The sequence below is a fragment of the Niallia oryzisoli genome (assembly GCF_036670025.1).
Lineage (GTDB): Bacteria > Bacillota > Bacilli > Bacillales > Cytobacillaceae > Bacillus_BD > Bacillus_BD oryzisoli.
This window is the reverse complement of record NZ_CP137640.1, coordinates 3,500,971-3,523,765: the sequence shown is the minus strand read 5'-3', so window position 1 is coordinate 3,523,765 and position 22,795 is coordinate 3,500,971. Positions and strand designations below refer to the sequence as shown.

26 protein-coding genes are annotated in these 22,795 nt (G+C 36.7%); 19 read left to right on the top strand and 7 right to left on the bottom strand.

Annotated elements, in window-relative coordinates:
• Positions 1 to 132: 132 nt before the first annotated feature.
• On the top strand, positions 133 to 543 hold the full coding sequence (locus R4Z09_RS17790) for a hypothetical protein (RefSeq protein ID WP_338448086.1): 411 nt from the start codon (positions 133 to 135) through the stop codon (positions 541 to 543).
• Between the two features lie 47 nt (positions 544 to 590).
• Here the strand turns inward: R4Z09_RS17790 and R4Z09_RS17785 are convergent, their stop codons facing one another.
• The 3 genes from R4Z09_RS17785 to R4Z09_RS17775 all read right to left on the bottom strand — a co-directional run bounded on the left by R4Z09_RS17785 (position 591) and on the right by R4Z09_RS17775 (position 3,035).
• Positions 591 to 941 (bottom strand): DUF805 domain-containing protein, encoded by a 351-nt coding sequence (locus R4Z09_RS17785; protein WP_338448085.1) that lies wholly within the window; start codon positions 939 to 941, stop codon positions 591 to 593.
• A 253-nt stretch (positions 942 to 1,194) separates the two neighbouring features.
• On the bottom strand, positions 1,195 to 2,697 hold the full coding sequence (locus tag R4Z09_RS17780; RefSeq protein ID WP_338448084.1) for a hypothetical protein: 1,503 nt from the start codon (positions 2,695 to 2,697) through the stop codon (positions 1,195 to 1,197).
• Positions 2,698 to 2,909: 212 nt separating this feature from the next.
• Positions 2,910 to 3,035, bottom strand: a complete 126-nt coding sequence (locus R4Z09_RS17775) for a hypothetical protein (RefSeq protein ID WP_338448083.1) — start codon at positions 3,033 to 3,035, stop codon at positions 2,910 to 2,912.
• Positions 3,036 to 3,398: 363 nt separating this feature from the next.
• On the opposite strand from R4Z09_RS17775, the gene R4Z09_RS17770 reads away from it, so the two are divergent.
• Positions 3,399 to 4,325 carry an aldo/keto reductase gene (locus R4Z09_RS17770; protein ID WP_338448082.1) on the top strand — a complete coding sequence of 309 codons (927 nt, stop codon included), beginning with the start codon at positions 3,399 to 3,401 and terminating at the stop codon, positions 4,323 to 4,325.
• Between the two features lie 71 nt (positions 4,326 to 4,396).
• Here the strand turns inward: R4Z09_RS17770 and R4Z09_RS17765 are convergent, their stop codons facing one another.
• A complete protein-coding gene (locus R4Z09_RS17765) occupies positions 4,397 to 5,011 on the bottom strand; it encodes an undecaprenyl-diphosphatase (protein WP_338448081.1) in 615 nt (204 codons plus the stop codon).
• Between the two features lie 202 nt (positions 5,012 to 5,213).
• Here R4Z09_RS17765 and R4Z09_RS17760 point away from each other — a divergent pair, with 202 nt between their 5' ends.
• The 15 genes from R4Z09_RS17760 (at position 5,214) to R4Z09_RS17690 (ending at position 19,316) form a co-directional block, all read left to right on the top strand.
• The gene (locus R4Z09_RS17760; RefSeq protein WP_338448080.1) at positions 5,214 to 5,561 is read left to right on the top strand and encodes a PadR family transcriptional regulator; all 348 of its coding nucleotides are present in this window, start codon (positions 5,214 to 5,216) and stop codon (positions 5,559 to 5,561) included.
• Entirely contained in the window at positions 5,542 to 6,180 is a 639-nt protein-coding gene (locus R4Z09_RS17755) for a hypothetical protein (RefSeq protein ID WP_338448079.1), read from the top strand. The genes R4Z09_RS17760 and R4Z09_RS17755 overlap by 20 nt, the downstream gene beginning before the upstream one ends.
• 128 nt (positions 6,181 to 6,308) lie before the next feature.
• The gene (locus tag R4Z09_RS17750) at positions 6,309 to 7,760 is read left to right on the top strand and encodes a DUF4173 domain-containing protein (protein WP_338448078.1); all 1,452 of its coding nucleotides are present in this window, start codon (positions 6,309 to 6,311) and stop codon (positions 7,758 to 7,760) included.
• 237 nt (positions 7,761 to 7,997) lie between these two features.
• Entirely contained in the window at positions 7,998 to 8,657 is a 660-nt protein-coding gene (locus R4Z09_RS17745) for a hypothetical protein (RefSeq protein ID WP_338448077.1), read from the top strand.
• A 157-nt stretch (positions 8,658 to 8,814) separates the two neighbouring features.
• The gene (locus R4Z09_RS17740) at positions 8,815 to 10,530 is read left to right on the top strand and encodes a metallophosphoesterase (protein WP_338448076.1); all 1,716 of its coding nucleotides are present in this window, start codon (positions 8,815 to 8,817) and stop codon (positions 10,528 to 10,530) included.
• A 506-nt stretch (positions 10,531 to 11,036) separates the two neighbouring features.
• Complete coding sequence (locus R4Z09_RS17735; RefSeq protein WP_338453298.1) at positions 11,037 to 11,579, top strand: glutathione peroxidase; 543 nt, start codon at positions 11,037 to 11,039, stop codon at positions 11,577 to 11,579.
• Between the two features lie 182 nt (positions 11,580 to 11,761).
• Positions 11,762 to 12,385: a TetR/AcrR family transcriptional regulator gene (locus R4Z09_RS17730; RefSeq protein WP_338448075.1), complete on the top strand. Its 624-nt coding sequence runs from the start codon at positions 11,762 to 11,764 to the stop codon at positions 12,383 to 12,385.
• Between the two features lie 16 nt (positions 12,386 to 12,401).
• Positions 12,402 to 13,286 carry an ABC transporter ATP-binding protein gene (locus tag R4Z09_RS17725; protein WP_338448074.1) on the top strand — a complete coding sequence of 295 codons (885 nt, stop codon included), beginning with the start codon at positions 12,402 to 12,404 and terminating at the stop codon, positions 13,284 to 13,286.
• 6 nt (positions 13,287 to 13,292) lie between these two features.
• Positions 13,293 to 14,090 carry an ABC transporter permease subunit gene (locus R4Z09_RS17720; protein WP_338448073.1) on the top strand — a complete coding sequence of 266 codons (798 nt, stop codon included), beginning with the start codon at positions 13,293 to 13,295 and terminating at the stop codon, positions 14,088 to 14,090.
• Positions 14,091 to 14,128: 38 nt separating this feature from the next.
• Positions 14,129 to 14,929, top strand: coding sequence for an ABC transporter permease subunit (locus R4Z09_RS17715; RefSeq protein WP_338448072.1), 801 nt, complete (start codon positions 14,129 to 14,131; stop codon positions 14,927 to 14,929).
• A gap of 210 nt (positions 14,930 to 15,139) precedes the next feature.
• The gene (locus R4Z09_RS17710) at positions 15,140 to 16,228 is read left to right on the top strand and encodes a metallophosphoesterase (protein ID WP_338448071.1); all 1,089 of its coding nucleotides are present in this window, start codon (positions 15,140 to 15,142) and stop codon (positions 16,226 to 16,228) included.
• Between the two features lie 375 nt (positions 16,229 to 16,603).
• On the top strand, positions 16,604 to 16,927 hold the full coding sequence (locus tag R4Z09_RS17705; protein ID WP_338448070.1) for a BC1872 family protein: 324 nt from the start codon (positions 16,604 to 16,606) through the stop codon (positions 16,925 to 16,927).
• Between the two features lie 232 nt (positions 16,928 to 17,159).
• Positions 17,160 to 18,065 carry a TIGR01777 family oxidoreductase gene (locus tag R4Z09_RS17700; protein ID WP_338448069.1) on the top strand — a complete coding sequence of 302 codons (906 nt, stop codon included), beginning with the start codon at positions 17,160 to 17,162 and terminating at the stop codon, positions 18,063 to 18,065.
• Between the two features lie 89 nt (positions 18,066 to 18,154).
• Positions 18,155 to 18,385 (top strand): hypothetical protein, encoded by a 231-nt coding sequence (locus R4Z09_RS17695; RefSeq protein ID WP_338448068.1) that lies wholly within the window; start codon positions 18,155 to 18,157, stop codon positions 18,383 to 18,385.
• 175 nt (positions 18,386 to 18,560) lie between these two features.
• Positions 18,561 to 19,316: an AAA family ATPase gene (locus R4Z09_RS17690; RefSeq protein WP_338453297.1), complete on the top strand. Its 756-nt coding sequence runs from the start codon at positions 18,561 to 18,563 to the stop codon at positions 19,314 to 19,316.
• Positions 19,317 to 19,409: 93 nt separating this feature from the next.
• Here R4Z09_RS17690 and R4Z09_RS17685 read toward each other — a convergent pair whose 3' ends face one another.
• The 3 genes from R4Z09_RS17685 to R4Z09_RS17675 form a co-directional block, all read right to left on the bottom strand.
• Entirely contained in the window at positions 19,410 to 20,279 is an 870-nt protein-coding gene (locus R4Z09_RS17685; RefSeq protein ID WP_338448067.1) for a LysM peptidoglycan-binding domain-containing protein, read from the bottom strand.
• Positions 20,280 to 20,500: 221 nt separating this feature from the next.
• Positions 20,501 to 20,674, bottom strand: coding sequence for a hypothetical protein (locus tag R4Z09_RS17680; protein ID WP_338448066.1), 174 nt, complete (start codon positions 20,672 to 20,674; stop codon positions 20,501 to 20,503).
• Between the two features lie 112 nt (positions 20,675 to 20,786).
• The gene (locus R4Z09_RS17675) at positions 20,787 to 21,836 is read right to left on the bottom strand and encodes a UvrB/UvrC motif-containing protein (RefSeq protein ID WP_338448065.1); all 1,050 of its coding nucleotides are present in this window, start codon (positions 21,834 to 21,836) and stop codon (positions 20,787 to 20,789) included.
• Positions 21,837 to 22,000: 164 nt separating this feature from the next.
• On the opposite strand from R4Z09_RS17675, the gene R4Z09_RS17670 reads away from it, so the two are divergent.
• Entirely contained in the window at positions 22,001 to 22,300 is a 300-nt protein-coding gene (locus R4Z09_RS17670; RefSeq protein WP_338448064.1) for a hypothetical protein, read from the top strand.
• 129 nt (positions 22,301 to 22,429) lie between these two features.
• Positions 22,430 to 22,768, top strand: a complete 339-nt coding sequence (locus R4Z09_RS17665) for a nitroreductase family protein (RefSeq protein ID WP_338448063.1) — start codon at positions 22,430 to 22,432, stop codon at positions 22,766 to 22,768.
• Positions 22,769 to 22,795 lie beyond the last annotated feature (27 nt).

Sequence of the window (22,795 nt, the reverse complement as noted above, 5' to 3'; positions counted from 1 at the left end):
AAACAAATATTGTTTCAAATAGAGTTTTAAGAAGCATTTTGTCCATTATTAGATTTATTATCCATTTTTTTATAGTTGAAATTAATTCGTAATTATTATTTCGCTAAATTTTATGAGGAGTTGATTGGTAAATTGTATCCAAAAATCGAATTTTCACAATTAGAACAAAAGATTAAGGATGAGGATGTCGTGTTGAAACAGCCGCCGGTACTGGAAGATCCAACTCTTTTGCTTGAAAGGGAAGTGCGTTTGACTCCGGAGTTTAATTTAAAACAACTAAAGATTTTAGCTCATATGCTTTCTGTAGAAGAATGGGAAGAGGCAGCCTCCTTTAAAATTAATTGGATAAACACGAACCCTAATTTACCATTAAAGCGATTTGTCCTATTTTATAATAAGAAAAAACAAATCCTGAAAAAGAAATATGTATATAGAGGCAAACGGGAACCGTTAATCGAGCAAAAAGAAAATATTCATAAACAAAAGCTGCTTGGTTCTGCTGAAAGAAAAGATGCAGGTATCCTCGGGGAAGGATTTAAATAATTCATAGAATAATTATAAAACCGCCTTATATAAGGCGGTTTTCATAACTAATAAGAACCCTTGGGATTTAAACCATAATGATTTTCCAACGGCTGGCTGTCTTGACAGGCAAATACAATTAACACAATGGTTCCAATAAAGGGGATAAAGGAAATCAAGAACCACCAGCCGCTTCTACCAGTATCATGTAATCTTCGAACAAGAACGGCTAACGAAGGAAGGAAAACAGCTAAGCCGTAAAGTCCGGTTAATACTCCAGGGATATCGAGTACTAATTCCACAATAGATAGGATACATGCTGCAATAAAATTGAATAGAATAAACATCCAGTATTCCTGACGTGTTGCTCTGCCTTCGAAACCTACATAATTTTTTAAAACCTTAAGATACCATTGCATATGCATACAGCCCCCCTGTAGTGAACGATGAAGTCTATAAAATATATGTCCGAGATTCCATACTTATCACTTCAAACTTTTTTTCAAAATGATTTGTTAAAAAGAAAAAGAGCGTTATAGAATAGGGTGAGTGTGACAGGGTAGGGAAATTTGCATATGAAATGATTGATAAGTGTTAACAATTTAAGAAAGAACTCTCTAGAATTCATATCATCAAGGCTAATGCATGTCTTTATAAAATATAATGAAATAATCAGTCTTTATGATCGTCTATAGTTAAGCTTTTTTTCATTTGCAGTAGTATCATTATTGCCTTTGTCAGCTGGTCTGATATGTTTTCTGGAGACGTAATAGCTGGCAGGTCTTCCTTGGTGTCGTCGACAGGGACTTCCTCAACTAATTGAAGGTCCGGTAGATTCTCTGTTGTGTTGCTGACTGTTAAATCTTCCTCTATTTCATAATTAGATATAACAACTATTTCGGTGCCAGGTAAATCATTTGCTGTATCATTGTCAGACAAGTCTTCCACCGAGTCAACAACAGGAGCAACTGCACCTGAGTCGTCATTAGTACCATCGACATTTGATTCGTTAGGAGGAGCAAAGTCGACAGGTTCCACAACAGGAGCAACTGTACCTGAGTCGTCATTAGTACCATCGACATTTGATTCGTTAGGAGGAGCAGCGTCGACAGGTTCCACAACAGGAGCAACTGTACCTAAGTCATCATTAGTAGCATTGACATTTGATTCGTCAGGAGGAGCAACGTCGACAGGTTCCACCACAGGAGCAACTGTACCTGAGTCGTCATTAGTACCATCGACATTTGATTCGTCAGGAGGAGCAACGTCGACAGGTTCCACCACAGGAGCAACTGTACCTGAGTCGTTATTAGTACCATCGACATTTGATTCGTCAGGGGGAACAACGTCGACAAGTTCCACAACAGGAGCAACTGCACCTAAGTCGTTATCAGCTTCAGCGGTAACTGATTGGTCAGGAGGAGTAACGTTGATAGATTCCTCAACAGGAGCATCCACTGTTAATTCCTCATCGGATACATCATTAATAATGTCATTGCTAGAAACATCGTCATTCTTATCAGATGGAATGCCAGTTATCGTATGATCCATAATTTCATTGTTCTGATGTTTACCCAATCCTGAAAGCTCAAGATTAATAGCAGTCAATTTTTCTAAACTATGATTGATCGCTTGCAGAATCGGATGAATTATATTAGCAAATTGTGTTAATGTTTGGCTTTCAGACGTATTATCATTACGATTCGTGTGAGGAATAGGAGAAATGGTTAGATTTTCTCCTGCAAGAGTCTTTGAAATAGAAAATGATAGATTTTTCTTGCTAATAGGATTAATACCAGAATAATTAAACATCGCAAAATCTTTTTTTCCTATTTGACTTTTCTGTAATAAAAGTGAAAAAACTCCTGATGTCTGTCCTCCTGTTTTAGGATCAGTAGCCATGCCAGTTCCCGAAACTACTAAAAAGGTTCCTTCAGCTGTTGTGTAACTAGAAGGAGTGTGAAAGCTGATTGGAACAAAATGATGTTTCGTATTAACAGAAAGCGTGCTGCTTTCAGCAAAACCATTCGAACAAATGTTTGCAGAAATATCTTTTGAACGAACAATTCCACTATATTCGCTAGAAATTGTGTCATAATTATTTGTGCTATTACGCCCATATTGAACATAAATATTTTGTTTTAATTTGTTATTGTCTTTTTTCTTTTTAACCACTAGATCCATCCCCTTCCATTCTGAAATCAGAATATGTAATAGATGACCTACTTGTACAAGGCTACCAACCCATTTTTCCGAAAAATGATGAAAAGGCGTATCCGAAAACAAAGTGGGGCATACAGAAAGGAAAAGGAGACATTTTTGATACATACTTAAAGTCCATAAAAAAGCGGACAATCACATAAGTGACTATCCGCTGAAGTGGCATGTTAATTTTTTTCAATGGATTGATTTATTTCATTTGTCCCATCCTTAATGGACCAGCCTGTTTTTAAACCTAAAATAAACCAGCCAAGTGCTAGAGCTCCTATTCCAAAAATTGTGTTTCCTATCATTCAAGGCCAAATAAAGGTTTGTACAGTATTAATACACCAAAAAGCAAAGCTGAGCAATTTCGTTTTCCAAACCTTTTAAACAGAACAGCATTAAACTAATGCCAAGGACTCCGTATACACCAAAAAGTGCTGTATGACCATGTACATGTGTTGTATTAAGTCCTTGTTCAGGAATAGAGGCATTACTTGATAGATTTGATCTCCATAATATCTTAAAATAGCAAAAGAGATAATGATCAGAGCAGTTTAAAATATGTACTCTCAGCGCAATTTTTAAATATTGTTAGGATACAAACGATTTGTTTGGGTTCGATCAAGCAGTTTGATATGATAGTTATAGAGGGAAAAAGGAGATGATTACCAGTGGAAAAAAAGGTTCAAATTGGCAAAACAGAGCTTTATGTTAATCCGATTGGATTGGGAACGAATGCAGTCGGCGGTCATAATATATTCCCAAATCTTGATGAAGAGGCAGGTAGAGAATTAGTACGTAAAGGCTTAGCAAATGGAATCAACTTTATTGATACAGCTTATATGTATGGACCAAAACGCTCCGAAGAAATTATTGGTGAAGTTATAAAGGAAAGGGCGAATCGATCTGAAATCGTGATTGCCACAAAAGCTGCGCACCAATTTATCGGGAATGATATCAAAATTAATAATTCACCTGCATTTTTAATCCAGTCAGTAGAGGAAGCATTGCAACGTCTGCAAACGGACTATATCGATTTATTTTACATACATTTTCCTGATCCTAATACACCGAAGGATGAAGCGGTCGGGGCATTGAAACAACTGAAGGATGAAGGGAAAATCCGTGCCATTGGGGTATCGAATTTTACCATAGAACAAATAAAAGAAGCCAATAAGGATGGCTATGTCGATGTGATTCAAGATGAGTACAATCTATTAAATCGTGCGGCGGAAAAAGAGTTGTTTCCTTATGCAGTAGAAAATAGGATTTCCTTTATTCCTTACTTCCCATTAGCTTCAGGATTACTAACAGGAAAATATGATAAACAAACAAATTTAGCGGAAAAACGCGGGAAGTTCTTTGAGAGGGAATTGTTTGAAGCTACCCTAGTAAAAGTAGAAAAGCTTCGTAAGCTAGCGTCAACGAAGGGTGCAGAAGTAGCCCATGTTGTTCTTGCCTGGTATCTGACACTTGATGTGATTGATGTTATTATTCCAGGCGCGAAACGGCCAGACCAAGTTTTGCAAAATCTTAAAACGTTAGAGGTTCAGTTAACTGAGGAGGAAATCCAAGAGATTGATCGGATTTTTCAATAGTAGTGGGTTTTAATAAAATAAGAATTAGGGACTTCTCCTGTAGAGGTCCCTTTGTGTTACATACAATAGATTTAATAGTCTTTTGAATTCGATTTTTTTGGTTTTTGCAGAGGGGAAAGTACGAAGTGTTCCAGAGATTCATAAAGGTTCAACAGTTTCAATGTGAAACCGAATTTTGGCATGATCAGGAAAACAACTAGGGCTGTAATAATACTGATAAATGCTCCCGTTACTACATCTGAAGGATAATGGACACCCACCCAGATGCGTGATAGACCTACAAAACAAGCTGGTATCAACCATAAAAACCCAATTTTTTTGTTAAATAACGAAAAAGTAACGCAAAATGAAAAAAACAAAATCGTATGATCACTTGGAAAGGAATTGTCTACAGCCTTTTCAATTAATTGATTTACGTCTGGTAACTCAGCAAAAGGCTGCTTATTGGAGTGAATAAAACTGGCTATTTTTGCCGTTATCTCCGACAAAATAAACGTTATCACTGCACAAAAAATCATTATTCTGTTCCTATTACCCCTAGAAACCCAAAATAGCATTACCGTTGCAGCTAAAAATAATGTCAGATACTCTGCAATGAAAATCATAACTGGATTTAAGAATGCATATTCTTTCCCTAAGTCATTAATCATTCTAAATAAATGAATATTTATTGCTATCCAATCCATACCACACATCTCCTTCCAAAAAAAACTCATAGTTTTATTTTAGAAAAAAGACATCTGAATCCCCATCGATTCTTCTTACAATTTCAATGCAAAATATGACAAATTTGTAATATATGGAGCCCAAATCCGAAAACCTACTTTACAAATTTCATGAATAGTTATAGAATTTCTATGTACCTAAAATTTCTAGGTAGGTGATGAAATGTTTGATCGTGAACTGGTGAAGGGAAGCACGTCTCTTTTGCTGTTACAGCTTTTAGGTGAGCGGGATATGTATGGATACGAGCTTGTCAAAGAACTGGAAAAACGGAGCGGCAACGAGTTTTCTATAAAAGAGGGAACGCTTTATCCAGCGTTACATAAGCTTGAAAAGCAGGAATACATCGAATGCTATTGGCAGGAGCAGGAAAAAGGGCCGGCCCGAAAATATTATCAGATTACCGAGGCGGGTAAAGAAATGCTTCAGGAAAAAACCCGTGAATGGAATGACTTTGTTTCTGTTATTAACAAGGTAATAGGGAGAAAAAATCATGGAACGGCTAAAGAATGATTTTTTAAGAGAACTTGCTGAATGTCTTGGCAGCCACCAGGAAAAAGAAATGATCTTAATTGAGTATGAAACACATCTTGATGAATTACTTATTGAACTTAAAAATATAGAAGATGAAGCTGAAATGCAAGATAACATTTATACGAGATTGGGGTCACCAGGAGAGATTGCAGCGATGTGGAAAGAGGAGCTCTCTGTTACACCAAGTAACATGAAATGGCTGTTTATTGCGGTAAATATCTTTTTCTTCGGTGGGGGATCGATTCTCACATTCGCTCATAATGTATTTGATTGGAAATGGCTCACTAAACTATGGTCTCAGTTAACGTCGATTCCAATCTTAATTGCATTGATTTACATGGTTTTCTGGGCGTTACTCGGTTATGAAATTGGCAGGGGCTTTGGACATAAGGGAAAGAAACTGATGAAAAGAACTTTCCTTTTAGCCTTAATTCCGAATTTAACATTAATGGTATTAACCGTTTTCCAAATTATACCGCATAAATGGTTTAATCCTTTGTTGACAGAAACCTTTATGGCCATTTGTATATTTCTCACCATTCTTTTATACCCGATTTGTCTGATTAGTTATCAATGGGGAAAAAAAGCTTCAATATAAGCTTTTTTTTGCCAATCTACCTAGAATTTCTATATACATAGAAAACAAATACTGTTTATTTTTTTTCTTTATATACATAGAATTTCTGTGTACTAAATCAATCAAATATAGTAATTGGAGGTTTCGATATGGAATTGAAAATAAGAAAGCAAGACTGGGTCTTTTTCTTCATGTGTTTGCTGCTAGGGGTTGTTGCAGAGGAGGCCTTCTTTAGAGGTCAGATTGGAATTTCTTATTTTATCTTTATCGTAGTTTTTTATTCGGCATTTTTCTGGAAATTCCGTTTGTTTTCATTCTCGCACCAGCGGCTTGGATATTTCGTATTGATCGTTATCTGGGTTTTGGCTGCAAGCTATTTTTTGTATGACATCCCGTTATTTCATACATTAAATATCCTTGCGATTCCAGGTCTTGTTATCTTTCATCTTGCATTGATTACGTCGCCTAAAAACATGAGCTGGAGTCAATTATCTTTCATTTATCACATGATTTTTCGTCTCGTTGACAGTATCCGCTACAATGCCCTTTTTGCAAAGCATTTTACCACGATGTTTAAGGGAAGCGGTGATGGTAAAAAGTATGTTGTTTGGAAAAAAATCTTGATCGGGCTCCTGATTTCCGTCCCATTTTTATTTATCATCCTTAATTTATTAATTGAAGCAGACACTCAATTTGAAAGATTGGTCAACAGTCTTCCAGATTTACTAAGCTTTCGTACCGATTATGTTTTACGTGTCATCATCATCTTCATCTATACTTTCGGATTCTTCGGCTACATGCAGGTTCTTTTACAAAAAAATAGTCATAATAAGGAAGTTCGATTAATGCCAATGGCGATCGATGGCATCATAGCCTTGACGGTTCTGGTTCTCCTGGATTTAGTGTATATTCTGTTTGTTGCTGTGCAATTTAAATACTTCTTCAGCGGCACCCTGGAAGCTGGCTATACCTATGCAGAATATGCCCGCCGCGGTTTCTTTGAATTGCTTTTCGTTACTTTGATAAATTTATCCGTAACGACAACGGTCATTAGCTTGACGAAAAGTGTTCAAGGAATAATAAAGAACGCAATCCGAGCGGCTCTAAGCATTCTTGTCCTGTCAAGCGGCGTACTTCTCATCTCCGCCTTCATGCGTATGGCCATGTATGAGGACGCATATGGATTTACATTTACTAGGGTATTGGTGCAATCTTTTATGATGTTCTTACTTATCATCTTTGCTTATACACTTGTGAAAATATGGTTAGAAAAGCTTTCCTTGTTCCATTTCTATTTCATATCTGCACTTATTTATTATGTGGGCATAAATGTAATAAACATAGACAGAATGGTGGTAGACAGAAATATTGCACGCTATGAGGAAACAGGGAAGATCGATATCCATTATTTAAACTATATGTCGCCTACCGGAACTCTTGGATTGATTGACCTGTATGAAAAAAATCCAAACGTAACCGGATTGGAGGAAGTGCTTCAACAACGAAAAGAAGAAAAAAAATATTCCCCAAACAGGCCATGGCAGTCATATAATCTGACTAGGGAAAAAGTTTATGAAAAGCTTGAAAAACTAGATTTATAAATTAATTTAAAGCAAGGTAACGGTGCTGTGGTTATCATGAAGCCAAGGTACCGTTCCTTTGCTATTTTTTCTATTGTTTAGGCAAGGATGTATTTTGATAAATATTGTTAGAATCAAGCACTTGATGAGGAAAATAACTGAATGGTTACATACAAGGAGTGCAATTTTTCGCGCCAACTTTGTTATATAGTTGCATATGAACAGTTTTTTTCCAGTAGAAAGAATGGGAGGTATTAGATGGTAGAATACGTTTATGCCGAACAGCTGAAAAAGGAATTTAACGTCGTAGCTAGTTTTTACAACCAGAAAGTAAAAGGGAAGGTTTTTTATTGCCGGAGCCATGCATATGTAATCCGAAAAGGGAGCCAACTGAATCATGAAGTAAATGCCATCTTGATTCTAATGAATCCTGGAACATCCTCGCCAAGAAAAAAGGAATCATTTGTACCAACTCTTAATCTAGAGCTGCCGAGCTGTATTCCTTATATTGAGGCAAAACCGGATCCTACTCAATATCAAGTGATGCGGTTAATGAAAATAAAGGGGTGGACACGTGTTTCTATTCTAAACCTATCCGATTTATGTGCTGGAAATACGGAAGATTTTAATAAACTAATACAGGAAGCAGAGGCAAGCGGGTTTCATTTTCACAGTATATTTTCAGTTGAAAGAGAAAAAGAACTTCAATCCCAATTATCTACTGCCTATGTCCCGATTCTTCTTGCTTGGGGAACAAACGGAATTCTCGAAACCTTAGCGGGTGAAGCTTTATTAAAATTACCCCCAGATCGAATAAAAGGAATTGAATCTAGCACAAAACCATTCTATTATCACATCAATCCCATCCTGAAAGAAAAACAAATCAAACTGCTAACAAAAATAAAAGAGATTATCTAATCCATTATCATATTAAAGGCATTCATTTTTGGATGCCTTTTTTCTTTTTACAAATAAACAATAAATTTATTCAGCATTAATACAAAATTAATAGTTTCTGATTATTCTTTAAAAGTAGATTGGAAACAATTATATTATGTGAAAAGAGGTACATAAGATGAAAGATAAAGATTTTACTATTGATGTTGATCAATCTCTACAACGTGAACTTTTTAAAAAGGGAATGGACAGGCGTTCCTTTTTAGGAAGAACAACAAAAATGGCGGGAGCTGCATTAGGTGTTTCATTACTAGGATCGTTTGATGGATTGACTGTTGGTGCAGCATCAAAATCATCTATTATGAACTCAAACGGAAATACACCAGATTTGGTTTTTCCCGTTATAAGTGATGTTCATATTTATTCAGATAATGATCAAAACTTAAAAAAGTTTAAAACTACTTTAGAGCAATTGAATAAAGTTGCTCCTAAGCATGATGCTTTTGTAGTAGTAGGTGACTTAACTGAGTATGGGGATTCAGCTCAATATGACCGTTTCATGTCTGCTTTTAATTCTAGTAAACAATCACAAGCTGAGTCATTAATGGCGATAGGAAATCATGATTATTGGAATGGATTATCTGCAGCAGATGCCCAAAAGCTATTTCTACATAAAACTGGCATGGAATCTATTTACTTTCATAAGGTGATCAACGGTTTTCATTTTATCGTCCTTGGAACAGAGGATGGATTAACAGAAGGGAGATTTTCAGTTAACCAAATTAAATGGCTGGGTGAGCAATTGAAAGCAGCCACTGCTGACGACCCGAAAAATCCAATTTTTGTTTTCCATCATCAGCCAATAATAGGAACTGTTTATGGAAGCGAATGGGGATTCCATGAAAATAGAGATTTATTCTATGATACGTTGAAACCATATCCACAAGTTATATCCTTTTCAGGGCATACGCATTATCCATTAGATGATCCAAGAATTATACACCAAGAGGATTTTACTAGTATCGGAACCTCAACGGGTGCCTATTTATGGCTTGATGCCGGGCGGATTCAAGGGGAAGTACCCGAGGGAGCAGATTTCCTAAATCAAGCACTAATTGTAGAGGTATATCAAAATAAAGTATTGTTAAAGCGGCGTGACATACATAACAATGACTGGACCGGGGAACCATTTGAGATCAGCTTACCGGCAAACAAGAATAATTTTAAGTACACAGAACAAAGAAGGAATAAAATGGCCCCTCACTTTACAAAGGATGCCATGATTTCTGTCGTTCAGGATCAAACAACATCTGTTAGCATAGCTTTGATGTTAACGCAAGCAAAGGATAATCTTCTTGTTCACGATTATAAAATCGTTGCGAGACGAGCGGATAATGGCATGATAGAAAAAGAATTTCTGGCTTTCTCAGAATTTTATAGAGATCCTGTACCAAATCCTATCACGTTTACCATTGATGGACTAAAGCCTGCTACCTTATATGAAATTGAAGTATTTGCTCTTGATGCCTATGGAAAAGAAAGTACAAATTCTTTAAAGGTCTTAGGAAAAACTGCAGAAGGAAAAGAAGTCTCCATAACTCTTTCTAAAGCTAGCTTAAATGGGGTAAAAGATACGGTTGAGGTTACGGTGGAAAATGTTAGAGCACCTAAAAGTGATTGGATCGGTTTATATGAAATGAATGAAGATCCAGGAAAAGTGGCATCCATTTGGTGGATGTATACACAAGTAACGAATGGAACGGTAAAATTCACCTATGATCCAAGCAAAAACATCTATCCTGCCCGTTACAAACAAGATTCAACCTATAAATTGATTTACTTCTACGGAAGTGGTTACGATGCCGTAGCATCAATAACCTTCAAGGTTGAATAAGCAGGGGGACGGTTCTTGTGCTTCCAAAAATATATTTACCCAAAAATACAGGACAAAAGGAAATCCTTTTGTCCTGTATTTTTGGGTAAATATATGGTCAAAATGAGAGAAAATAACTCAATGAAAATCACTTTAAATTGTTGCGGAATAACGATCTATTGGAAAAACACCTGGAGGCAATCTACCTGATGATCATGTTATTTTCTATGATTAGAAATATGTTAATCTTTATCTTCCTCATTTCAATTGTGACCATTTGCGGTGATTTGAGCACAGCATATGCCGCTGGAACATCTACAAATACTGCTCAAATCAACTTGTGGAATAATGGGATTCATGAAGTGACCACCTCTAATGACAATTTGATTCGCACCGGAAATGCCTTTGAATTTCCGAAGGAAGGTAATGACCGATTCTTTCTCGAATATCTAAATGAACAACATCCGAATGAGACACCTGTTACGTTTGCTGTTCATGTAAAAAAAGAAAAGAAGGAGAGTGTAAGTATGTCAGTTCATTCATTTAAAGCGAAATTATCAAACGGAGAGGAAATCGGACTTGATTCTTATAAGGGAAAAGTCATGTTAATTGTTAATACGGCAAGTAAATGCGGTCTAACACCTCAATATGAAGGCTTGGAAAAATTATATGAAACATACAAAGACAAAGGTTTTACTGTATTGGGCTTTCCATGCAATCAATTCGGTGGACAGGAGCCGGGAACAAATGAAGAAATCAGTTCTTTTTGCTCACTAAATTATCAAGTGGAATTTCCGATTTTCCAAAAAATCGATGTAAATGGTGAAAATGCTCATCCACTGTATCAATACCTACGTAAAGAGGCACCAGAGGACGAAAATCTTGATAAAAATAGCGGCTTATACAAACACTTAAGCACGAACGCTCCTGAACTCCTTGAAGGGTCCAACATAAAATGGAACTTCACCAAATTCCTAATTGACAAGGATGGCAGTGTTGTAGAACGCTACGCTCCAACCACTACACCAGAAGAAATACAAAACGATATAGAAAAATTGTTAACGAAATAAATGAACATGGGGACGGTTCTTCTGCTTCCAAGGAAGCAGAAGAACCGTCCCCATGCTTTTTTGCGATCGTTGGAAAATAGTGTTTATTATTCTATTGACCAGATGGGTCAGCGGGATTACAATGTAATTGACTGATGTGGTCAACATCTAGAGGGATTATGAAGAGGATGGAGCTGCTGCTTATGTATTCAAAGTTTTTAAATCTGGATTCGGAAAAACAAGACCGTATCGTCAATGCGGCGATGAAGGAGTTTGCCCAGAAAGGATATGATTTAGCATCGACCAATCAAATCGTAAAGGAAGCAGGGATTTCAAAGGGATTGCTGTTTCATTATTTTAAGAACAAAAAGCAGCTGTACTTATTCTTGTTTGATTATTGCTATAGCATGATTGTGGGGGAGTTTTATCATAAGGTAGATCTTTCAGAGAAGGATTTCTTTAAAAGAACTAGTGAGGCCATCATGATCAAAATGGAATTGATGACAAGTTATCCTGATCTTTTTAAGTTTATGGAAGAGGCTCTATTGGAGGAGTCATTAGAAGTAAAAGCGGAGCTGGAAAAAAAGAGAAAAGAATTCATCGATATCAATATGGAGAAATTTTTTGAAGGGATCGATTACACCAAGTTCAGAGATGATGTCAATCTTCCCATTATGTTAAAAATCATCACCTTCACATTCGAAAAATTAAGCGATGAGACACTTTTTAAAGCGAAGCTGGCACCTGGACATGAAATCAATTATGAAGAAGTTCGTCTAGAAGCAGAAGAATATTTAAAAGTTTTAAAAAGAAGTTTTTATAAATAAGTGGGAGGCCATTACGATGAACGTCATTGAAATCAACAATCTGACCAAAACGTATGGAAAGGCAAGAGGAATTACGGACGTTAGCTTTACTGTAGAAGAAGGGGAGATCTTCGGATTCATTGGTCCAAACGGTGCTGGGAAATCAACGACAATACGGACTCTCTTGTCCTTGATTTATCCTACAAGTGGAAGTGCAAAGATTTTTGGCAAGGATTGTGTTAAGTATGGCCCTGAAATAAAAAAGCAAATTGGCTATTTGCCTTCAGAAGTTTTCTACTATGACAATATGAAAGTAATCGATCTATTAAAATACTCTGCAAGTTTTTATAAAAAGGATTGCAGCCTGAGAATCAAAGAATTAGCGGAAATCATGGATCTTGATCTAACGAAAAAAATTGATGATTTATCATTAGGGAACAAAAAGAAAGTCGGGATTGTTCAAGGACTGCTTCATGAACCAAAACTGATCATTCTTGACGAACCAACAAGCGGGCTCGATCCATTGATGCAGCAAAAATTCTTTGATTTACTCGAGGAGGAAAATAAAAAAGGTGCCACGATTCTATTTTCCTCCCACATTTTAACGGAAGTTCAGCGATTATGTAATCGAGTCGCAATTATTAAGGAAGGAAAGATCGTAACCGTTGAAAAAATTAAAACACTGCAGGAAAACAACTATAAAAAGTTCAAAATTGAAACAAAAACCATTTTAAATAAACAATACTTTCAACTGGATGGGGTAACAAAATTAGAGGTGGAAGGTACGACAGTCAGTTTCTTATTCAAAGGAGATATCAATACTGTTTTGAAAAGGATTGCCGAAATAGACGTGGCAAACCTTTGGATCGAAGAGCCTGACCTTGAAGAAATCTTCTTGCATTTCTACGAAAAGGAGGCATAGGAAACTATGAACATGTTCCTGCATGAATTAAAAGCCAACGGGAAATCAACCATCATTTGGTCAATATCATTATTATTGCTTGTCGTGTTGTTCATGTCATTTTATCCTGCCTTTTCAAAAGATGCAGAGGATTTTACAAAAATAATGGAAGGGTATCCGGAAGCAGTACGAAACCTGTTAGGGGTTAACCTGGGAACATTCTTTTCGATACTAGGATTCTATTGTTTTCCATTAACCTTTATAACCCTCTGCGGGGCGATACAGGCAATGAATCTCGGAACTTCGATAATTAGTAAGGAAGTTCGTGAGAAAACAGCTGATTTTCTTTTAACGAAACCTGTTACACGAACGACCATTATTACGGCAAAATTAATGGCAGCGCTGGCTTCCCTTGTCATCACGAATATCCTGTATATAGCGACAGCAAGCATCATGGTCTTCCAAGTCATGTCAGATGATTTTAGTTATAAAATATTTCTCATGCTTTCGCTTACGATGTTTTTTATTCAGCTGATTTTCTTAGCACTTGGGTTCATTCTTTCCGTTCTGATTCCAAAGATGAAAACCGTACTCCCTGTGTCTCTTGGTGTCGTCTTTGCCTTTTACTTTCTAGGTATGTTCAGCGATACAACGGGAGAGGAAGCGAAACGATATCTATCACCGTTTAAATATTTTGACAATGCCTATATTTTAAAGCATGAAAGCTTTGAAACTTCATTTATCATTGCAGGTGCTGTCATTTTTGTCTTTGCCATAACGGCAACTTATTTCATCTATCTTAAAAAGGATATCCATTCTGTATAAGAGGATAGCCTGGTTACAAGCTAAACGGAGGGGTCGTCATGAATATCTTTCTAAAAGAATTAAAATCTCATAGAAAATCACTCATTATATGGAGTATTGGTGTTTTTCTCATGGTTGTTTCAGGAATGGGTAAATATGAAGCCTATTCTTCCCAGGGCCAATCAATTAATGATCTGGTTGCCAATCTCCCGCAATCATTAAAGGCTGTCTTGGGCTTTAGTGATGTAGATTTATCAACGTTGAATGGCTACTATTCAATCCTGTTTATTTATTTGCTCCTAATGGCAACCATTCATTCAGCAATGCTTGGAGCCATGATTATTGCTAAAGAAGAACGTGATAAAACATCTGAGTTTTTATTCGTTAAGCCCGTATCAAGAAATATGATCATTACAGCGAAATTAATGGCAGCTTTCATCAATATTGTGGTTTTTAATCTAGTAACCTTTCTTTCATTGATTGTTATATTAGGTAAATACAATACCCATGGTGAAGCAGTGAATGAAAACATTACCCTAACGATGATTGGCATGTTCATGGCCCAAATATTATTTATGGTTATAGGAACAGCACTTGCTTCCATTAAAAAGAAACCAAAAACGGCTGCATCGCAGGCCTCAGGGATTCTAATATTGACTTATATCCTTTCCGTCGCGATCGATTTAAATGAGAACATCGAAAACTTAACATACTTAACACCATTTAAATATTTTGATGCAACCAATATCATATTTGGCAACGGCCTTGAAACCATCTACATCGTTTTGTCAGCCGTATTAATTACTGGATTGATCATCATCACCTACACATTTTTCCAAAAACGAGACCTAAATGCCTAAACAGAGCAGGGAAGCAGAGGGACGGTTCTTCTGCTTCTTTTTCAATGCCAGCAAATATAGGAAAAGATCAAATACCAACTGTTTTTATTTATAAGACATTTAGTTTTTGATCAACGGAGTAAATCTTAGCTTAACAATAGAAGGCTAGTATATACTTGTATATGTTATCAACAGTGACTTCCTTATAAAGAAAAGAGGTGGGAAGAAAACATGTCATTAACTACCAGTTTATTTTTTCTGATTTTCGTTATCGTCTATTTTCTTCTCTGTATTTACATAAGTAAAAACATCCGGGCATGGCTGAAACTATATACAAAAGGGAAATATCGAAAAAGATATCTTCTCCTCCTTTTCTTGTTTTCGGTTTCCCCGTTTTTAGCCCAAGCATTTTCCTTCCCTTTATTTGCCTGGATCAGCGGTTATTGGATGGCCGTAATCGGGTACAGTCTTATTCTCTTGCCGTTCGCCAATTTGCTGTATTTTCTTTTTAAAAAGAAAGGAATTCAGTGGTACGGACTTGGAATCATCGCGTTCTTTGTCATCATCTTTTGCATCGGGTCGTACAATGCCTGGAGTCCAATTGTACGCAGTTATGAAGTGAACATTCCGAAGAAAGCTGAGCAGCCGTCCATCAAAATCCTGCTTGCCTCTGACCTGCACTTAGGCCCGATCGTCGGAGTCACGCATCTGCAAAAATTAGTCGCCATTGCTGATGAAGTGAAACCAGATCTGATTTTGTTTGCCGGTGATACGATTGATGATGATATCGATCCATTTCTCGAAAAAAATATGCAGGCGCTCATGAATGAATTGGAAGCTCCACTTGGTGTGTATGCTATTTCTGGTAATCACGATGTTTATAGGAATGACCTTCCACTGCTGGAACAGGAATTAGAAAAAGCAGGCATACAAGTTCTGCGAGATGAAACAATCCTTGTTCATAATCAATTGTATCTAACTGGCCGAAAAGATCCTGCGGAAGGGGACCGGAAAGAAATTCAAGCACTGTTAAAAGGTATGGAGAAAAGTAAACCGATTATTGTGATGGATCATCAGCCGACCGAATTGGATCAGGCTAAAAGATATGGAGTTGATCTCATGGTATCAGGCCATACTCACAATGGACAGCTGGCCCCGGCTAATCTGATTACAGGAATGCTGTTTGAAAATGATGGCGGCTATTTACAAAAAGGAAGCTTACACTCATTTGTCTCTTCAGGTTATGGAACATGGGGACCGCCTCTAAGAATGGGCAGCCGATCCGAAGTAATGGTAATTGATTTACAATTTGGGTATTAGAGATAAGTTAAAATCTTTGTATTTTGAGGCATATAGTTTATGCTTCTTTTTTATAAAGAAAAATAACCATTGCAAGGTCCTTCAGAACGGAAAGGGCCTATTGTTTTGTGAAAATTTGTAGAAAAGGATCAAAACATAATATTTTTTCAAAAAATTTCAAAATAATAGTAGAAATTGTTTCGTAACTGTTATATAATTTCATTAATCCTAATAAATTGTACTATAACAATCAAACAGAAACAAAAAAATGGATGTGACATATAACAGACTAGTTAGCCTTTAAGAATCAATTATTTATTTACAGCTGATGACATACATACTGAAGAAAATATTAAGAAATTAATAATAAAAATGAAGAGAAAAGGGGAATGTAACATGTCAAAAACAAATTCAATTGCTCGTAGAATATTAGGTTGGAAGTTAAATAGATGGGATAGATGGTATGACAATGAAAATGGTATTTTCATTCATGACTCTGACTTTCAACCAGAACAAAATCTTGGCCATGCCATGCTAATCGTAGAGAGACTAGAAAAGTTTGGCTATAAATTTTCAATAAAAGACAACACCGAAGTTTGCTTTAATAACATCACAGCAATCGGCAATACATTACCAGAAGCCATCACGAACGCTGCCTACAACGTCATCGAACTTACATCAGTAGAAGATACCAGCGATATTTGGGCACAACTTTGCTAAAAAAATACAATCTAATAAAAAACGTAAAAGAAGTTCACCTCGAGGAAGTGAACTTCTTTTTTACGTTGAAACCAATACCTAATTTTGTCTCTTAGGAGGAAAATAGAATATTTTATAGAAATAAAAGCCTATCGACAAATGATATCCGCTAATAATAGGAATAAATATACCGTGTGAATCCGATTTATAAATGGAAAATGAGTACTCTATATGAAAATTAGGGAGGCTATAAATGAAAATTGTCATTGCTGGCGGAACCGGTTTTATCGGGCATAAATTGATGGAGAACTTACTTGCCAATGGTCATACGATCGTCATATTAACAAGAAAGCCAAGGCCTGAAGCCGGAGATGTATCATATATTAGATGGCTTTCAGAAGATGCAGTCCCTGAAAAAGAAATCAGACATGCTGATGCATTTATTAACTTAGCTGGTGTTTCAATCAATGAGGGAAGATGGAACGCAAACCACCAAAAACAGATTTATGAGAGCCGCATGACTGCAACTGATGAGTTGTTAAGAATCATTGCAGCGATGCCTATAAAACCTTCTGTATTCATTAACGCAAGTGCTATTGGCATATATCCAGCCTCAATTGACGCTGTATACACGGAGGAATCTGCAAATAAAGCAAAGGATTTTCTCGCCAAAACGGTTTCCGATTGGGAAATAAAAGCGCAAAAGGTAAATGAGTTTTCTGTCCGCACTGTAATTATGAGATTTGGCGTTGTGCTCGGCAATGAAGGCGGGGCGTTACCGCTGATGGTGCTGCCGTATAAATTATTTGCTGGCGGGACCGTTGGTTCTGGAAAACAGTGGGTGTCATGGGTTCATGTAAAAGACGTCGTACAAGCTATCCTTTTTGCAATGGAACATGACAGAATGAGCGGTCCAGTAAATGTCACTGCGCCAGAGCCAATTAGAATGGAACAGTTTGGTCAAATCATCGGTACTGTCTTACATCGCCCTCATTGGCTTCCAGTGCCTTCATTTATCATGAGAATGGTTCTTGGGAAAAAAAGCGCACTTGTTCTTGAAGGTCAGCATGTCATACCTGAAAAACTAATGAATGAAGGCTTTGAATTTATGTTTCCGTTCCTTTTTCATGCCCTAGAGGATTTGCTTGTAAAAAAATAGGATGAATAAATGTTTCTTTTAAATGATGAATAATCTTAAATGGATCGTTAACCCTATATAGAGAGAAATGAAATAGAAGGAGAATAAAAGTGAAGCCATACGAAATACATAACATGATCATCGATGATGATTTTGATGGTGAAGAATACGTCACGACAGACTTTACCCACGAAAATCAAATATACAGCATCACCTTCAGAAAAGCAGACCTCGAAATCATAAATACCTGGTTATTCCAAGGCGATGGAACTTCCTTACCCGCAAATTTATCCGAATACATCGTTGAGTCAATCAGAGAGGATGTAAAAAAGAGTATCTAAACAGATTAAATAGGGCTGACCCAAAAGGTGTCAGGCATCCACAAAGCATCTATATCATGTGCGATTTTAAGCAAAGTGATACTAGATATTATATTGTGGTGCTGACACCTTTGTTTATGGACAGCCCATGCTTAATTAAAATATGGTAAGATATGGGGCAGGGAGGTTGGAAATGATGAAACTGACAAAAGAAACGCAGTATATCAAACGTGTATCTCTAAATGAACAGCATATTTCCTCATTCGATCATTTTCCTCTTAGTCTGCCTGTTATGAAAAACTTTCACGAGATTCTTTTTCACCCAAATGTCACGTATATTGTTGGAGAAAATGGAATGGGTAAGTCGACCTTGCTTGAGGGGATAGCGATCGCATTAGGTTTTAATCCGGAAGGCGGGTCATTAAATTTTAATTTTTCAAGCTATGATTCACATTCCAATCTAGAGCAGTATCTTCGCATTGCAAAAGGCGTGTATAGAGCGGAGGATCAATTTTTCTTCCGTGCAGAATCTTACTATAATTTAGCTACCAATATCGAGGAATTAGACAGGGAGCCGGGCGGCGGGGGAAGAATTATCGATCGTTTTGGCGGAAAATCCTTGCATCAGCAATCACATGGCGAAGCATTTTTTGCTACCTTTATTGAAAGATTTCAAGGCCAAGGTCTTTATATTCTAGACGAACCTGAAGCAGCACTTTCCCCACTGCGACAACTATCGTTGCTGGCTAGAATCAATGAACTAGTGAATCAAGAATCTCAATTTATCATATCGACACATTCACCGATCATCATGGCATACCCCAAAGCAAAAATCTTTGAGCTAACAGAAGAAGGAATAATCGAAACAACACTCGAAAACACCAACCATTACATTATGATGAAACAGTTTTTCGATGACAAAGAACGCATGCTGCATCATCTATTTCAGTAGAACCATCCCTAGAGTAATAAAAAAGCCCTGCAGAGAGTTCTGCAAGGCTTTCTTTGTTAAGTTAAGAGTAAAAGGAGAAGATAAGCTCCTGATTTAATCGATAATCGTCACTTTTACTGTTTTTCTGCCCCATTGGATCGCGTCATTATGGTTTTGAACGTAAATATCAATTTCGTGACCGTTGATGCCGCCTCCAATATCTGCAGCTGTTGCATAACCATATCCCTCTACATAGACTTTTGAACCTAAAGGAATAACAGCTGGATCAACGGCAATCACTTTTGCATCTGGGTTCGCGTTTAAATCGACACCTGTTTTTGTAATACCAGAGCATCCTTCACAATTAGCTGTATAAGCGGTTGCTTCAACCATGACTTCTTTACCTGTCGGCCCATTGCTTGATGTTGTTTCTGCTTGTGCTGCAGGCTCAGCTGGTGCTGGGTTGCTCGGAGCAGCCTGTGCAGCGGGTTCCGTTGGTGCTGGATTACTTGAAGCAGCCTGTGCAGCGGATTCCGTTGGTGCTTGATTACTTGAAGCAGCCTGTGCAGCGGATTCTGTTGGTGCCGGATTGCTTGGAACAGCTTGTTCAGCTACTGGAACAGCATTTTCACTCGTATAAATAGTCAAATCTAAACCAGGATGGATTAAATCGGTTGTGAGATTATTCCATGTCTTTAGATCATCGACTGACACGCCATAGACTTGGGCAATATTCCAAAGGTTGTCCCCTTTTGTGACAAGTAAATGTTTAATAGGTGATACTTCAAGAAGATCATTTGGATGAATGAGATCACTTGATAGATTGTTCCATTCTTTGATGGATTCAACAGATACTTCATTTTCTTTTGCGATTCCCCACAAAGTATCACCCTTATGTACAACAACTTGTTCTGCATGTACATTAGTAGTCCCTACTATAAAAAATGCTGATGCTGCAGCAATCGATAGCCATTTTCGTTTCAATTTCTGTACCTCCCATAGTTGTGTTGTTCTGTCCGTATTTATGTCAATTATAGTAACATAGTAGTTTTACAGAATAAGAACAGGGAGGTATTAATTAGATAACGTTCATAACAGAAAGATAACAACATGTAACAATCTATTAAAAATCCGGAAAGTATGTAATATAAAGTGTGTTCAAAGAAAAATGCTTCTATATCAATAGAAGCATCGTCATCGTTTTACTATTTAATTCGTTTCTTCATGGTAGCATTGACTAAATTTTGCGTTGCATCCTGAGTTTCTGTCATATTCTCAATCGCATTTTGAACATAATTCGTTGCTGATTGATTAACGTTTTTAAAAATTCGGGACTTATCCTCATACGCTCCGTTATAGGTTTGCTTCATATCCGACATCATAAAACCTCCTACATAGTATTTGAACATTCTATTTTATGACAATGTCAGAAAAAACATACAAGCAGGGGATGATTCTTTTGATTCTAAAAGCATCACAAAGCATTGTTAACTATGAAAATAACTTACTAATCTCATTTTCAAGCAAACTCTCCGAGTGGAGACATTTTTCTGAAAGGATTCTATAGCTGCAGTTAGTACTGCTCAAATAGCGATAGATGATTTGAGCCTCATCGATTTCTTCTGGGGTGAGTTTTTCCGTTGAGCAGGGTGTACGGAAATACTTCATAATATTTGATGTAATGTTTGTAAAGATAGTATCATCACTAGTAGAATAGGTTTCACTAAATAATATTTTATTTCTTTTTACTAAGAATATTTTACAACAGTCTTCACTTATATGTTCGACCATAATAAGATTATGATTCTCCTCTGTAAATTCTATCATTCTTTCCTTATTAATAAGTGTGGTCAAATACTTTATAGTGTTTCTGTATTTGGCTGCTGTTTCAAAATCGAAACTTTCTGCTGCCGCTGCCATTTTTTCTTGCATTTCCTCAATCAGGCTCATATCGGTTCTGTCTAGTAATGAAATAAGTTTTTCAACAATGGCATGATATTGATCAATTGCAGTACCGCCTCGGCACATACCAATACACTTGCCTATTGCATAATTAAGGCAGGGTGAATAAGTAACACTACTGCAGTTTATTTTATAACAATCCTTAAATCCTTCGAGGGCCTTTTCTACCGTACTTTTACTTGTAAATGGACCAAAATATAGCTGTTTTTTACTTTTACTAATAGAATGACTAACTTCAACTCTATGAATCTCTTCATCCTTTTTAATCACTATATACGTATAAGATAGAGGATTTTTCATTAATTTATTAAAATAAGGCTTCATTTCTTTAATTAATTGGCATTCCAGCATAAATGCCTCAAATTCTGTGTCCGTTTGGATAAAATCAAAATCCTGTAAAGTTTTTACAAGCTTTTCAACCTTACGGGAATGTGCCTTTGAGTGATAAAAATAAGATTGAACCCTGCTTTTTAAATTCTTTGACTTGCCAACATAAATGACATCAGCACGTGAATCTTTCATAAGGTAGACACCAGGTGTTGAGGGGAGATTTTTTACTTTGTCGAATAGATGATTCATGAATTCCACCTCATATTTAATGATAGATTGATTTTAATAGAATAGGTTAAAATGGGCAAGGTGTCTTCTTAATATGTCAAGCCATACCCGTGATAAAAGACACAGAAAAATATAAATGAGAAGTTATGATATAGGTTAGTAAAGACATCACGGGAGGGCTTAACATGACAGGATATGAACAACAAAAAAATTTCATAAAATCGAACTTTCTTGAATTTAAGAAGATAAAAACGGACAAAATGAAAGGAATCCCAAAACCACGGAATGTAAAGCCCTATCATCTATCTTCAACGATCATTGATTTGCCGGTTGTAAACGAGGAAGTTGTTAAGAGTTCAAATGTTTTTAAGTGTATAAAAGAAAGAAGAAGTACAAGATTTTATAGTCAGGATTCTATTAGTCTTTCGGAGCTATCGTATCTTTTAAGGGCTACACAGGGAATTACTTCTACAAATAAATCATGATCGACCCTTCGTACGGTTCCATGCAGCGGTGCAACCCATTCCTTTGAAACCTATTTATTCATTATGCGTGTGGAAGGGCTGCAGCAGGGGGGCTATCGGTAGCTGCCGCTAGAGCATAAACTATTATTTATGTTTAAGTTGGATGAAATAGATCAGAAAATCGATGATATTACACTCGAGCAGCCGTTTGTTCCTAACTTTGCGAAAAAGGCTGCAGTAGTATTTGCTTGGAGTACAACTTCCTATCGTTCTGAATGGAAGTACGATTTTTCTGCCCATAAAAAAATATTGATAGACATTGGACGTGTCTGTCAAAATCTATATCTTGCCAGTGAATCAGTCGAGGCTGGTGCATGTGCTATTGGAATCTATGACCAACAGCGAATTGATGAATTATTAGAATTGGACGGTGAGGAGGAGTTTGTCTTCTTGCCGCTGTCGGGAAAAAGCGAAGTTAAAAGATTATGATAAAACATGGTTATTGCTTGAACCTAA